Genomic DNA, 12,806 nt, shown 5'->3' on the forward strand with positions numbered 1-12,806 from the left:
CGAGCCAATGGACGCGCAAACCCTTCGAGCCACTACCTTCAGGGCCCTGCATGAACGTGCCGGAGCTTTCGTCATTCCCAACCCCTGGGATGCCGGTTCGGCGAAGATGCTCGCCAGCCTCGGCTTCGAGGCCCTGGCCACCACCAGCGCCGGCTATGCCTTTTCCCTGGGGCGCCCGGATGCCGAAGGTGCACTCAGCCTGGAGGACACGCTGGGCAACGTGCGCAGCATCGTCGGCGCCAGCAGCCTACCGGTGGCGGCGGACCTGGAAAACGGGTTTTCCGACAGCCCCGAAGGCTGTGCCCAGGCGCTGCTTCTTGCGGCGGCCAGCGGTGTGGTTGGTGCTTCGATCGAGGACGCCACGGGCCATGCCGAGCAGCCGATCTACGATTTCCAGCTGGCGGTGGAACGCATCGAGGCCTGCGTGGCGGCCGTTCGCAGTCTGCCCTTTCCCTTTACCCTGACCGCCCGGGCGGAAAACCTGCTGCACGGGCGTTATGATCTGGCAGACACCATTCGCCGCTTGCAGGCCTTTGCCGAGGCCGGTGCCGATGTGCTCTATGCCCCGGCCCTGGGCAGTGCCGAGGATATTCAGCAGGTGGTGCGAGCGGTGGCGCCCAAGCCGGTGAACGTGCTGATGTCGGGAGGCCTCAACCTCAGCGTGGCGCAACTGGCGGAGCTGGGCGTCAAGCGCATCAGTGTCGGTTCGGCCCTGGCGCGGGCCGCTTACGGAGCCTTCTACCGGGCTGCGCAAGATATCCATAGCCACGGGCGTTTCGATTTTGCCGACCGGGCGATGCCGTTCGGGCAGATCAATCAAATGTTCAAGCAGCCGTGAAACGGGAGTGTCTGTGCGGGTAGTGAAAGTCCTGGGTGCCTTGTTGTTGCTGGGCGCCCTGTTGTTGATCGGTGTCCGCCTGGGCTGGTTGCCCGTCGCGGACAGTTGGAATCCCTGGGCGCCGCTGGACGTGCGGGCCAAGCCCAACCTGTTGACCCGTTTCAAGCTGGCGCGGCTGCGGAATGACCCGCAACTGTGCGACCAGGTGCTGGCGGGCTCGGGTTTGCGTACCAGCCGCCAGCTCGACAGCCGCAGGGACGTCGCTTGCCCATTGAGCAATACCCTGCGTGTACAGGGTGGCGACGTGGCCCTGAGCAGCAGCTTTCTCGCCAGTTGCCCGCTGGCGGTGGCCTTTGCCCTGTATGAGCGCCATGGGCTGCAGTCGGCCGCGCAGGCGGTGTACGGCCAGCGGGTGGCGCGAGTCGATCACCTGGGCAGTTTCGCCTGCCGCAACATGTACAGCCGCGAGAGCGGTGCCCGCAGCCAGCATGCCAGTGCCAACGCCCTGGACATCGCCGGCTTTCGCCTGGGGGATGGGCGCAGCATCAGCGTGCTCCGGGATTGGCCCAAGGACAGCAATGAAGGCCGATTTCTGCGCCTGGCCCGGGATGGCGCCTGTGATGCGTTCAACGTGGTGCTGGGGCCGGACTACAACAATGCCCATCGCAACCACTTTCATCTGGATGTAGGGCCTTGGTGGGTGTGTCGCTGAGGCTGGGCTCAGGCGGCGATGCGCAAGTTCTGCAGGATCAGTGGGCGGGCCCAGCCGATATCGAAGTCCATCGCCCGCTGTTGCTCGATGAGTTCCTGAGGCGGGAACGGCTCGGCGGGTTTGTCCAGCAGGTCCAGTTCGAATTCGGCGATCGGCAGGTGCAGTGGGCGGGGCTCCGGCGCAGGGCCTGGAGCAGGAATCGGCTGGCCGGCGTTGAGCACGATCGGGCGTACCCAGCCACTTTCGAAATCCTGTTGGCGCTGCTGGGCCACGATCTCTTCTGGCGGGAAGGGCGGGGCGGGTTTATCCAGCAGGTCCATTTCAAACTCGGCGATAGGCAGGAACAGCGGCTCCGGCGGGCGGACCTCGGTGTCTTGCACGTCGCAATGACGCTGGTTGACGATCTGCGCCAGCACGTCGCTGCCGCCAGCCGGTTCAACCGGGCCATCGATGGCCACCGCCGGTACCGATTCAACGCTTGCGCCTTCACCCCGTTGCTCGGCCAGGGCCTGGGCAAAGAAGTCCTGCCACAGATGGCTGACGCCGCTCAGTGCCTGGGAGTTGCGCAGGCCATAGTCGCCGTGGGGCGAGATATAACCTATCGATGTGCGTTGAATGTCTGACATTGCTCTCGGTCGACGCTTGAGCTCTGGCAAAATGGCCGATAGTCCTGTTATCGGCAGTTTTTGCCGATCATTAATTTTTTGAGTGTGTTTTCAGATGAATGAGCAACCCGCAGCCTGCCGCATCAAAGTCGAGGCCCTGGGCGCCGGATTCGCCCCTGCGGCCGAGCAATGGGCCGAGCGCCTGGGGCTGGCGCTGCAGGTCGATGAGGCCGAGTTCGCCTTGCAAGTGGGTGAGCAGGGCCTGCAGTTGCAGCAATTGGGGCCGGACGCGCCCGGGCCGGTACGGGTGGATTTCGTCGAGGGCGGTGCGGCCCATCGGCGGCTGTACGGCGGCGGCAGCGGGCAGATGATCGCCAAGGCGGTGGGGGTGGCCCAGGGCGTGCGGCCACGGGTGCTGGATGCCACGGCCGGTCTGGGCAAGGACGGTTTCGTGCTGGCGACCCTGGGTTGCGAGATGAGCCTGATCGAGCGCCAGCCATTGATTGGTGCGCTATTGGAAGACGGCCTGGCCCGCGCTGCGCTGGACGCCGAGGTAGGGCCTATCGTGGCCCGCATGCACCTGCTCAAGGGCAATTCCATCGAGCTGATGCGCAACTGGCAGGGTGAACCGCCCCAGGTGATCTACCTCGACCCGATGTTTCCCCATCGGGAGAAAAGTGCCCTGGTGAAGAAGGAAATGCGCTTGTTCCGGCCACTGGTGGGCGATGACAACGACGCCCCGGCCCTGCTTGCCGCGGCCCTGGCCCTGGCCAGCCACCGGGTGGTGGTCAAGCGTCCGCGCAAGGCGCCGTGCATCGAAGGGCCCGAGCCCAGCCATGGGCTGGAGGGCAAATCCAGCCGCTACGACATCTACCCGAAGAAGGCCCTCAAGGCCTGAGCCCCCTGTAGCAGCCAGCTTGCCGGCGAAGGCGGTCTTCAGTCCGCTTCGCTGGCAAGCCCGCTCCTACATCAGCCAGCGCTTGCGCCTGCCGGTTTCTACGGCCGGTAGGCGCGGATGAACAGCGCCACCACTTCCTGCACATGCTCCTCTGCGGCGGCGCCCCTCAAGGGTTCGCCGCAGCCGTAGAGCAGGCGGAAATTCGCCCCGCCCTTGAGCATGCAGAAAAAGTGCTCGGCGGCGTTGCGCGGCTTGTCGATACGCAGGGTGCCCAGCTGATTGATCTTCGCCAGCAGCCGCTCCATGCCCTGCAGCACCCGTTCGGGACCGGCCTCGATGAAGATCTGCGAGAGCTTGGGGTCCTGGCTGCCCAGCGTCATGATCAGGCGGTGCAGGTTCACCGACTCGTCGCTGTTGATCAGATGGTGAAAGCCCCGGGCGATGTTCAGCAGGACATTCTCCACCGGCGTTTCGGGGGTCAGTTCGTAGATCAGCGTGGGCAGCTGTTCTTCGCACTTGGCCACCACAGCGGCGGTGAACAAGGTCTCCTTGTCATTGAAATGGCTGTAGACCGTGAGCTTTGAAACCCCGGCCTCAGCGGCGACCGCATCCATGCTGGTACTGGCGTAGCCATTGCTCAAGAACAGGACTTTGGCTGCTTCGAGAATGGCCTGGCGCTTGGCCAGATCCTTGGGCCTGCCTGGCCCAACGTTTGCGGAAATATTGTCGGACATTTTTTCGCTGTTAATACTGGACTGGTGAGTTTGCTATTAATAACATACCGGCCAGTATAAATATTCCAAGCACCATTAGCGAAAGGTCGCCGCCATGTTCCGCTATGCCTTGCCAGTCAGCCTGGCTTTTTTTCTGTCTGCTTGTGGGCACGAAGAGCCCGTTCAAATTGGCATCCGGCCGGCCATGGTGGTCCAGCCAGAGCCTTCGGCAAGAGCTTCGGACAGCTACCCGGGCGAGGTGCGCGCCCGCTATGAGCCGGACCTGGCATTCCGTATCGGCGGCAAGGTCAGCCGACGGCTGGTGGAGGAGGGCGAGCGGGTCAAGGCCAACCAGCCCCTGGCGGAGCTCGACCCGCAGGACGTGCGCCTGCAACTTGAAGCCACCCGGGCCCAGGTCACTGCAGCCAGCGCCAACCTCAACCTGGTGCGCGCCGAGCGTGATCGCTACAAGACCCTGCTGGAGCGGCAGATGGTCAGCCATTCCCAATACGACAACGCCGAGAACCTCTACCGTTCCGGCGAAGCGCGCCTGAAGCAGATCAAGGCCGAGTTCGATGTGGCCAACAACCAGGCCGGCTACGCGGTGCTGCGCGCGCCGCAGGACGGCGTGGTGGCCAAGCGCGCGGTGGAAGTGGGGCAGGTGGTGGCGGCCGGGCAGACGGTCTTCACCCTGGCCACCGATGGCGAGCGTGAGGTGCTGATCAGCTTCCCCGAGCAGAACTACGGCCGCTTCAAGGTCGGCCAGCCGGTATCGGTGGAGCTCTGGACCCAGCCGGGCCAGCGTTTCGACGGGCGCATCCGCGAGCTGTCGCCTGCTGCCGATCCCAAGTCCCGGACCTTCGCCGCGCGTATTGCCTTCACTGCCGGAAAGGTTCCCGCCGAGCTGGGCCAGAGTGCCCGGGTGTTCATCCAGAGCGGCGATGCGGTGCCGCTGTCGGTGCCGCTGTCGGCGTTGTCCGCGGAAGGCGGGGCGACTTATGTCTGGCGGGTGGATGCCAACAATACCCTGCACAAGACCCCGGTGCGGGTCGGCGCCTTCGGCGAGAAGAGCGTGCCGGTGCTGGAAGGGCTGAGCGCCAGCGATTGGGTGGTGGCCGCGGGGGTGCATGTGCTCCATGAGGGCTTGCAGGTGCGCCCGGTGGATCGCTCCAACCGCGTGGTCAATCTGGCGGCCAAGGAGTAATCCCCGATGGGTTTCAACCTTTCCGCCTGGGCGTTGCGCAATCGCCAGATCGTTCTGTTCCTGATGTTGCTGCTGGCCATTGTCGGTGCGCTGTCCTACACCAAGCTGGGGCAGAGCGAGGATCCGCCTTTCACCTTCAAGGCCATGGTGATCCGCACCAACTGGCCCGGGGCCACGGCCCAGGAAGTGTCGCGCCAGGTCACCGAGCGCATTGAAAAGAAGCTGATGGAGACTGGCGAGTACGACCGCATCGTGTCCTTCTCGCGGCCGGGGGAGTCCCAGGTGACCTTCATCGCCCGGGACTCGATGCACTCCAACGAGGTTCCCGAGCTGTGGTACCAGGTACGCAAGAAGATCAGTGATATCCGGCAGACCCTGCCGCCCGGTATCCAGGGGCCGTTCTTCAATGATGAGTTCGGCACCACCTTCGGCAATATCTATGCGTTGACCGGGCAGGGCTTTGACTACGCGGTACTCAAGGACTACGCCGACCGCATCCAGATCCAGCTGCAACGGGTCAAGGACGTGGGCAAGGTCGACCTGCTGGGCCTGCAGGACGAGAAAATCTGGATCGAGCTGTCCAACGTCAAGCTGGCGACCCTGGGCCTGCCCCTGGCGGCGGTGCAACAGGCCCTGGAAGAACAGAACGCAGTGTCCACCGCTGGGTTCTTCGAGACCCCGAGCGAGCGGGTGCAACTGCGGGTGTCGGGCAATTTCCAGACCGTGGAGCAGATCCGCAATTTCCCGATCCGCGTCGCCGGTCGTACCTTCCGCATCGGTGATGTGGCGGACGTGCGTCGTGGTTTCAACGATCCGCCCGCGCCGCGCATGCGCTTCATGGGTGAAGACGCCATCGGCCTGGCTGTGGCGATGAAGGAGGGGGGTGACATCCTGGTGTTGGGCAAGGCCCTGGAAGGCGAGTTCTCGCGCCTGCAGAAAAGCCTGCCGGCGGGGATGGAACTGCGCAAGGTGTCCGACCAGCCGGCGGCGGTGAAGACCGGGGTGGGCGAGTTCGTCCGGGTGCTGGCCGAGGCCCTGATCATCGTGCTGCTGGTGAGTTTCTTCTCCCTGGGAGTGCGGACCGGGATGGTGGTGGCCCTGGCGATTCCCCTGGTGCTGGCGATGACCTTCGCCACCATGTACTACCTGGGGATCGGCCTGCACAAGATTTCCCTGGGGGCGCTGGTGCTGGCCCTGGGCTTGCTGGTGGACGACGCGATCATTGCGGTAGAGATGATGGCGATCAAGATGGAGCAGGGCTTCGACCGGATCAAGGCCGCCAGCTTCGCCTGGACCAGTACCGCCTTCCCCATGCTCACCGGCACCCTGATCACTGCGGCGGGCTTCCTGCCGATCGCCACGGCCCAGTCCGGCACGGGCGAATACACCCGTTCGATCTTCCAGGTGGTGACCATTGCCCTGGTGGCCTCGTGGATTGCAGCCGTGGTGTTCGTGCCGTACCTGGGGGAAAAACTGCTGCCGGACCTGGCGAAGATCCACGCCGCCAAGCACGGCGCCGAATCCAATCCCCACGGTACACCCTTCTACCAGCGGGTCCGGCGGGTAGTGGGCTGGTGCGTGGAGCGGCGCAAGACGGTGATCGTCCTGACCATCCTGCTGTTCGTCGGCTCGGTGATGCTGTTCCGTTTCGTTCCCCAGCAGTTCTTCCCGGCCTCGGGTCGCCTGGAACTGATGGTCGACCTGAAGCTGGCGGAAGGCGCGTCCCTGAGCAACACCGCCGATGAGGTCAAGCGCCTGGAAGCCTTGCTCAAGGAGCATGCGGGCATCGACAACTACGTGGCCTACGTGGGCACCGGTTCGCCGCGGTTCTACCTGCCGCTGGACCAGCAACTGCCAGCCACCAGCTTTGCCCAGTTCGTGGTGCTGGCCAAGAGCATCGAGGAGCGTGAAGAGCTGCGCGGCTGGTTGATCGAAACCCTCAACGAGCAGTTCCCGGCGCTGCGCTCGCGGGTCACGCGCCTGGAGAACGGGCCGCCCGTGGGCTACCCGGTGCAGTTCCGGGTCACCGGCGAGCACATCGAGGAAGTCCGAGCCCTGGCGCGCAAGGTAGCGGCCAAGGTGCGAGAGAACCCCCATGTGGTCAACGTGCACCTGGATTGGGAAGAGCCCAGCAAGGTGGTCTACCTGAACATCGACCAGGACCGGGCCCGGGCCTTGGGAGTGAGCACCGCCAACCTGTCGAAATTCCTCCAGAGTTCGCTGATAGGCTCCACCGTCAGCCAGTACCGGGAAGACAATGAGCTGATCGAGATCCTGCTGCGGGGCACCCGCGAGGAACGCACCGAACTGTCGTTGCTGCCGAGCCTGGCGGTGCCTACCGAGAATGGCCAGAGCGTGTCCCTGTCCCAGGTGGCGACCCTGGAGTACGGCTTCGAGGAAGGGGTGATCTGGCACCGCAACCGCCTGCCCAACGTCACCGTGCGCGCCGACATCTACGGCAAGGAGCAGCCGGCGACCCTGGTGCAGCAGATCCTGCCGACCCTGGAGCCGGTTCGCGCCGAGCTGCCCGATGGTTACCTGCTGGAAGTGGGTGGCACGGTCGAGGACTCGACTCGGGGCCAGAACTCGGTGAAGGCCGGCGTGCCGCTGTTCATCGTGGTGGTGCTGACCTTGCTGATGATCCAGCTGCGCAGTTTCTCGCGCACGGCCATGGTGTTCCTCACGGCGCCCCTGGGATTGATCGGGGTCACCTTGTTCCTGCTGGTGTTCCGCCAGCCCTTCGGCTTCGTGGCCATGCTCGGGACCATTGCCCTGTCGGGGATGATCATGCGCAACTCGGTGATCCTGGTGGACCAGATCGAGCAGGACATCAAGGCGGGGCACAAGCCCTGGGATGCAATCATCGAAGCCACGGTGCGGCGTTTCCGGCCCATCGTGCTGACCGCCCTGGCGGCGGTGCTGGCGATGATCCCGCTGTCGCGCAGTGTGTTCTTCGGGCCGATGGCAGTGGCCATCATGGGTGGGCTGATCGTGGCGACGGCGCTGACCCTGTTGTTCCTGCCGGCGCTGTATGCGGCCTGGTTCAGGGTCAAGAAAACCTAGGAACCGGTATGCGGGAATACATCCTGTAGGAGCCGGCTTGCCGGCGAAGAGGCCCTTGGGGCAGGCGTTTGTCCTGGCGACGTCTTCGCCAGCAAGCTGGCTCCTACAGGTAGCGGGGAGGCTTACAGGGTGCCGAAGACTTTCTTGGCCAGGCTGGTGGCGGCTGCCGCCGGGTTCTGGCGAATGGTTTCTTCCTGCTTGCCGATCATTTCGAACAGGCCATTGAGGGCTTGTTCGGTCACGTAACTCTCGATGTTGGCGCTCTTGGCATCCAGCACGCCGAGCGTCGCAGCCTGGCCGGCGAAGGAGTTGTACTGCTTGGCCAGGCCGACCTGGTCAGTGGCCTGCTTGACGATCGGCAGGAACTTGGCGCGGATCTGCTCGCGGCTGCTCTTGTCCAGGTATTGGGTGGCGGAGTCCTTGCCGCCGGCAAGAATGCCCTTGGCGTCAGCCACGGTCATCTTCTTCACGGCATCCACCAATAGGGCCTGGGCTTGCGGGACAGCGGCCTCGGCAGCCTTGTTCATGCTGGTTTCAAGCTGATCGACCTGGTCGCCCATGCCGAACTGTTTCATTTTTTTCGCGACTTTGCCCAGGTTGCCCGGCAGCTCGATGCGCACCTCGGGGTTGTTGCTGAAACCACCTGGGGTGCCCAGCTGTTTGACGGCGATCTGCGCACCCTGGGTCAGGGCATCTTTCAGGCCACCGCTGGCGTCACCCTGGGACAGGTCGCTCAGGGACAGGGCCAGGGCGCTGGCGGAGATCAACAGGCCAGCGCACAGGCTGGTGAAACGAAGCGAAGTACGGAGCATGGCGGCTTCCTTGTGCAATAAGAATTAACGAACAGCGTCGACCCGCAGCTTCAAGGGCTGCGGATCGCTGCCGTCGAGTTTAACGGCGTTGTTTTCGGTGGTGATGAAGACCAGCTGGCCAGCCACTTCAATCCGCGCGCTGACCGAATAGCGGTGGCCGGGCTTGACCTGGGCCGGGTCGTAGCTGAGGTGAAAGGGCAGCGGCACCTGGCCCTTGACCGGACCGCTCTGCTCGGCCAGGACCACGGCAGGGGCGTCGGCCAGTGACACGTCCTGCAGGCTCACGCTCAGGGTGGCGGCCGGAGGCAGGGCGATGCGCTGCAAGTAGAAGACTTCGCCGTCGAGGCTGGCCTTGGCAGCGGGATTCATGGACTGGCAAGCGCCGAGCAGCGCGGTGGCGGCCAGCAGGCTGAGCTTTTTCATCGCGGATCTCCGTATCGAGGGCGCCGCAGCTGCTCCGGCGCCCGTAAGAATCTAGTCGTTTTGCGCAGGTGCCGCGAGCTGGTCGGCGGCGTCTTCGCTGCGGTGCAGGGCGACCTGGCGGATCGACAGGCGAATTTCTGCCGGCAGCACGCGCTTGGCGGCACCTTCGGCCAGCTCCCCCAGCGCTTCGTGGTAGCTCAGCTTGCCGGCTTCGTCGCGGCGCAGCACACCCTGGTCCAGCAGGGTCTGAATAAAGTGGCGGAACAGGCTCTTGTCGAAGAACTCCGGGGCATTGAGGCCATGCAGGATCGACAGGCGCTGGGCCATGACCGTGCACAGGTCTTCCAGCTCCTCGGCGCTGATGCTGTTCTGGCCGCTGTTGAGCAACAGGGAAATAGCCATGTAGAAGCGTTGCAGGGTCTGGGCAATGCTCTTGGACAGCAAGGTCAGCAGGACGAAATGCCGCGAGCTCGGGGCCGGACGCTGGTACAGGTCCTTCTCGAAGCGCAGCAGGCCCTGTTCGACAAAGGCCTCCAGCCACTGGTCCACCACCGCGTCCAGCTCATCCAGCGGCCAGCGGATGAACAGCTCCGATTGCAGGTAGGGATAGAGCGCGCGGGTATAGCGCAGGATCTGTTCGCGGCTCATGCGCGACGAGCTCTGGAAGAAGCTCGCCAGCAACGCCGGCAGGGCGAAGATGTGCAGCACGTTGTTGCGGTAGTAGGTCATCAGGACGGCGTTCTGCTCGTCCAGGTAGAGGATCTTGCCCAGGGCGTCGCTCTGTTCGGCCAGCAGGTCCATGTCCTTGACGTGCTGGATCAGAGCCCGGCCGTCGCCTTCGGGCAAGGTGGTGTGGGGCGAGTAGGGAACGCGACGCAGCAGTGCCAGGTACAGGTCCAGGACCCGCTCCATGGCGCGGTCGTCCAGGGCCAGGCGGGTGGTGGAAAGCAGGGCCAGGGCCACCAGGTTCACCGGGTTGATCGCCGCGGCTTCGTTGAGGTGCTGGGCCACCCGCTCGCCGAGACGGTTGGTGGTTTCATTGAGCCAGGCCGGGCGGTACTGCGGGCCCAGCTCCTGGGTCCGCCAGTCCGGCTGTTCCTGGTCGAGGAACTCCGCCAGCTTGATCGGTTCGCCGAAGTTCACTGCCACCTGGCCGAAGCGCTGCTTGAGGGCGCCGATGACCTTGAAGATGTCGAAGATCGACTCTTTCTTCTTGCTCGCGCCGCGCAGCTCGCCCAGGTAGGTCCGGCCTTCCAGCACCCTTTCATAGCCGATGTACACCGGCACGAAGACGATGGGCATGCGTGAGGAGCGCAGGAAGCTGCGCAGGGTGATTGCCAGCATCCCGGTCTTGGGTTGCAGCATGCGCCCGGTGCGCGAACGGCCGCCCTCGACGAAGTACTCCACCGGGAAACCCTTGGTGAACAAGGTGTGCAGGTATTCGTTGAACACCGAGGTGTAGAGCGGGTTGCCCTTGAAGGTGCGGCGCATGAAGAAGGCCCCGCCGCGACGCAGCAGGCCGCCGATCACCGGCATGTTGAGGTTGATCCCGGCGGCGATGTGCGGCGGGGTCAGGCCGTTGCGAAACAGCAGGTAGGACAGCAGCAGGTAGTCGATATGGCTGCGGTGGCAGGGCACGTAGATCACTTCGTGGCCCTGGGCGATCTTCTGCACGCCTTCGAGGTGGTTGACCTTGATCCCGTCGTAGATCTTGTTCCAGAACCAGCTCAGCACCACTTCCAGGAAGCGGATCGCGGTGTAGGTGTAGTCCGAAGCGATCTCGTTGCCGTAGCGCAGGGCCTGGGCCTTGGCTTTTTCCGGGGAAATCTTTTCGCGCTCGGCCTCGTCGAGGATCGCCTGTTTCACCAGGGGCTGGTTCAGCAGGCCCTTGACCAGGTTGCGCCGGTGGGAAATGTCCGGGCCGATGACCGCAGCCTTGAGGTTGCGAAAGTGCACCCGCAGGATGCGCTGGGCCATGCGCACGGTGCGCTCGTGGCCCTTGTTGTGTTCGATCAGCTCGCGCAGGTTGATCGGTGCGGAGAACTGCACTCGGGTCTTGCGTCCCAGGATCATGATGCTCAGCAGCCGGCGCAGGCGTCCGGTGACCGCCCAGCTGTCGGCGAACAGCAGCTTCCACGGGCTCGATTCGCTGTCCGGCGACTGGCCCCAGAACACGCTGACCGGAATGATCTGTGCATCTTCGGCGGCATTCTGGGTCAGGGCGCTGACCAGCCGGGTCAGGGTCGGTGGCGCCCCGCGCTTGTCCTGGCGGCCAAGCCAGTCGGGCTCCGGGGTCAGGTAGAAGAAGGCCGCCGGTTCCAGCAGGTTGCCCACCGACACCGGCAGTACCGGACGTGGCAGCCCGGCCTTGGTGCATTCGGTATCGACCACGGCGAGATCGGTCAGGGACGGGTTTTGCAGGACGTAGAACACCGGTCGGCTGCGGTCGAGGTCGAGGGTGAAGGACGACTGGTTGATGGTTTCCGAGCGGACCCAGAGGTACAGCAGTCGGCGCAAGGTGCCAAACACAAGACGGCGGATCGGGGAGCGGGTCATACGGCTTCTGCGTGAGTGAGTAGAAAACCGAGCAACTGCTCGGGGCCGGTAGTGTGCCGGATTCGCCGAAAATCGGCAAAAAAGCGCCGAAACAAGATTGAGTTGAGAGTTTTTACGCCTGTCATATACTCGGCCGACTCTCCCGCGGTCGTATCGCTTCCACTCATAGAGAGGCAGGCTGGGGGAAAGTTCTCAGGGTTTGGTTGCAGTGCGCCAATCCAATAATAAAAAAATGAGGTATGGATTCATGACTACTCGTGAGACAGGCAACGTGAAGTGGTTCAACGACGCCAAGGGCTACGGTTTTATCCAGCGTGAAGGCGGGGCGGACGTTTTTGTCCACTACCGGGCGATCCGTGGCGAAGGCCACCGCTCCCTGACCGAAGGCCAGCAGGTGGAATACGCTGTGGTCGAAGGCCAGAAAGGTCTGCAAGCCGAAGACGTCGTCGGCCTGTAACCCACCCTGTAGGAGCTGGCTTGCCAGCGAAGGCGCCCGTCTATCGAACGCAAGTATTGAAGGCCTCTTCGCCGGCAAGCCGGCTCCTACGGGTATGCACTGTTCAGGCAGTGCGCCAGGTAATCTCTTCTTCACCGTCGGCGCTGATGCGAATCCAGCGATCGGCGGACTCTTCACCCTCTTCCTCGACCCAGCTGCCCGGTGCGCAGCGCACCTCCACATTCAACGCGGCAAAGGCGGCGCGGGCGCAGGCGATGTCGTCATCCCACGGGGTCTGGTCGCTTTCCAGGTACAGGCTGTTCCACTTGCCCACGGCCTTGGGCAGCCAGGTCACGGGCACCTGGCCTGCGGTGCATTTGTAGGTCTGGCCTTTTTGTACCCAGTCGCTGCACGGGCCAAGCACGGCGCCCAGCCAGGCGGCGATGGCCTTGTAGTCGACGTCGGCGTCTTTCAGGTAAATCTCGATATCGGGCTGGCGCATGGATGTCCTCATTGCCGGTCTGAAAAATCCATTCGCGGATTTCT

The 12,806-nt window shown here is 64.0% G+C and carries 12 protein-coding genes; 6 read left to right on the forward strand and 6 right to left on the reverse strand.

What is annotated here, in order from left to right; all coding sequences use genetic code 11:
- Window positions 1-7 precede the first annotated feature (7 nt).
- Window positions 8-838 carry an isocitrate lyase/phosphoenolpyruvate mutase family protein gene (locus ABCR88_RS05980; protein ID WP_041116187.1) on the forward strand — a complete coding sequence of 277 codons (831 nt, stop codon included), beginning with the start codon at window positions 8-10 and terminating at the stop codon, window positions 836-838.
- Between the two features lie 13 nt (window positions 839-851).
- Window positions 852-1,550: an extensin family protein gene (locus tag ABCR88_RS05985; RefSeq protein WP_041116189.1), complete on the forward strand. Its 699-nt coding sequence runs from the start codon at window positions 852-854 to the stop codon at window positions 1,548-1,550.
- Window positions 1,551-1,558: 8 nt separating this feature from the next.
- Here the strand turns inward: ABCR88_RS05985 and ABCR88_RS05990 are convergent, their stop codons facing one another.
- A complete protein-coding gene (locus ABCR88_RS05990; RefSeq protein WP_015634318.1) occupies window positions 1,559-2,176 on the reverse strand; it encodes a hypothetical protein in 618 nt (205 codons plus the stop codon).
- 94 nt (window positions 2,177-2,270) lie between these two features.
- Between ABCR88_RS05990 and ABCR88_RS05995 the strand changes: the two genes are divergently transcribed.
- Window positions 2,271-3,053, forward strand: coding sequence for a class I SAM-dependent methyltransferase (locus ABCR88_RS05995; protein WP_350023645.1), 783 nt, complete (start codon window positions 2,271-2,273; stop codon window positions 3,051-3,053).
- A gap of 98 nt (window positions 3,054-3,151) precedes the next feature.
- Here ABCR88_RS05995 and ABCR88_RS06000 read toward each other — a convergent pair whose 3' ends face one another.
- Window positions 3,152-3,787, reverse strand: coding sequence for a TetR/AcrR family transcriptional regulator (locus tag ABCR88_RS06000; RefSeq protein WP_011059504.1), 636 nt, complete (start codon window positions 3,785-3,787; stop codon window positions 3,152-3,154).
- 94 nt (window positions 3,788-3,881) lie between these two features.
- Here ABCR88_RS06000 and ABCR88_RS06005 point away from each other — a divergent pair, with 94 nt between their 5' ends.
- Together ABCR88_RS06005 and ABCR88_RS06010 are read left to right on the forward strand one after the other, a co-directional pair.
- Complete coding sequence (locus ABCR88_RS06005) at window positions 3,882-4,970, forward strand: efflux RND transporter periplasmic adaptor subunit (RefSeq protein WP_011059505.1); 1,089 nt, start codon at window positions 3,882-3,884, stop codon at window positions 4,968-4,970.
- A 6-nt stretch (window positions 4,971-4,976) separates the two neighbouring features.
- On the forward strand, window positions 4,977-8,033 hold the full coding sequence (locus tag ABCR88_RS06010) for an efflux RND transporter permease subunit (RefSeq protein WP_011059506.1): 3,057 nt from the start codon (window positions 4,977-4,979) through the stop codon (window positions 8,031-8,033).
- A 122-nt stretch (window positions 8,034-8,155) separates the two neighbouring features.
- On the opposite strand, the gene ABCR88_RS06015 is transcribed toward ABCR88_RS06010, so the two are convergent.
- From ABCR88_RS06015 to plsB, 3 genes are read right to left on the reverse strand one after another with little or no spacing between them, the layout of a single operon-like run.
- Complete coding sequence (locus ABCR88_RS06015) at window positions 8,156-8,845, reverse strand: DUF4197 domain-containing protein (protein WP_011059507.1); 690 nt, start codon at window positions 8,843-8,845, stop codon at window positions 8,156-8,158.
- Window positions 8,846-8,869: 24 nt separating this feature from the next.
- Window positions 8,870-9,268: a YbaY family lipoprotein gene (locus ABCR88_RS06020; protein WP_011059508.1), complete on the reverse strand. Its 399-nt coding sequence runs from the start codon at window positions 9,266-9,268 to the stop codon at window positions 8,870-8,872.
- 51 nt (window positions 9,269-9,319) lie between these two features.
- Window positions 9,320-11,824, reverse strand: a complete 2,505-nt coding sequence (gene plsB / locus ABCR88_RS06025) for a glycerol-3-phosphate 1-O-acyltransferase PlsB (protein ID WP_350023647.1) — start codon at window positions 11,822-11,824, stop codon at window positions 9,320-9,322.
- A 247-nt stretch (window positions 11,825-12,071) separates the two neighbouring features.
- Between plsB and ABCR88_RS06030 the strand changes: the two genes are divergently transcribed.
- Window positions 12,072-12,281: a cold-shock protein gene (locus ABCR88_RS06030; protein ID WP_011059510.1), complete on the forward strand. Its 210-nt coding sequence runs from the start codon at window positions 12,072-12,074 to the stop codon at window positions 12,279-12,281.
- Between the two features lie 103 nt (window positions 12,282-12,384).
- Here the strand turns inward: ABCR88_RS06030 and ABCR88_RS06035 are convergent, their stop codons facing one another.
- A complete protein-coding gene (locus ABCR88_RS06035; RefSeq protein ID WP_011059511.1) occupies window positions 12,385-12,762 on the reverse strand; it encodes a hypothetical protein in 378 nt (125 codons plus the stop codon).
- Window positions 12,763-12,806 lie beyond the last annotated feature (44 nt).

Source organism: Pseudomonas sp. W17 (assembly GCF_040268305.1).
Taxonomy (GTDB): Bacteria; Pseudomonadota; Gammaproteobacteria; order Pseudomonadales; family Pseudomonadaceae; genus Aquipseudomonas; species Aquipseudomonas protegens.

Excerpts from the sequence above, each read along its gene's own strand:
- ABCR88_RS05980 (WP_041116187.1), top strand. The coding sequence starts at position 8 with ATGGACGCGCAAACCCTTCGAGCCACTACCTTCAGGGCCCTGCATGAA.
- ABCR88_RS05990 (WP_015634318.1), bottom strand. The coding sequence starts at position 2,176 with ATGTCAGACATTCAACGCACATCGATAGGTTATATCTCGCCCCACGGC.
- ABCR88_RS05995 (WP_350023645.1), top strand. The coding sequence starts at position 2,271 with ATGAATGAGCAACCCGCAGCCTGCCGCATCAAAGTCGAGGCCCTGGGC.
- ABCR88_RS06000 (WP_011059504.1), bottom strand. The coding sequence starts at position 3,787 with ATGTCCGACAATATTTCCGCAAACGTTGGGCCAGGCAGGCCCAAGGAT.
- ABCR88_RS06005 (WP_011059505.1), top strand. The coding sequence starts at position 3,882 with ATGTTCCGCTATGCCTTGCCAGTCAGCCTGGCTTTTTTTCTGTCTGCT.
- ABCR88_RS06010 (WP_011059506.1), top strand. The coding sequence starts at position 4,977 with ATGGGTTTCAACCTTTCCGCCTGGGCGTTGCGCAATCGCCAGATCGTT.
- ABCR88_RS06015 (WP_011059507.1), bottom strand. The coding sequence starts at position 8,845 with ATGCTCCGTACTTCGCTTCGTTTCACCAGCCTGTGCGCTGGCCTGTTG.
- ABCR88_RS06020 (WP_011059508.1), bottom strand. The coding sequence starts at position 9,268 with ATGAAAAAGCTCAGCCTGCTGGCCGCCACCGCGCTGCTCGGCGCTTGC.
- plsB (WP_350023647.1), bottom strand. The coding sequence starts at position 11,824 with ATGACCCGCTCCCCGATCCGCCGTCTTGTGTTTGGCACCTTGCGCCGA.
- ABCR88_RS06030 (WP_011059510.1), top strand. The coding sequence starts at position 12,072 with ATGACTACTCGTGAGACAGGCAACGTGAAGTGGTTCAACGACGCCAAG.
- ABCR88_RS06035 (WP_011059511.1), bottom strand. The coding sequence starts at position 12,762 with ATGCGCCAGCCCGATATCGAGATTTACCTGAAAGACGCCGACGTCGAC.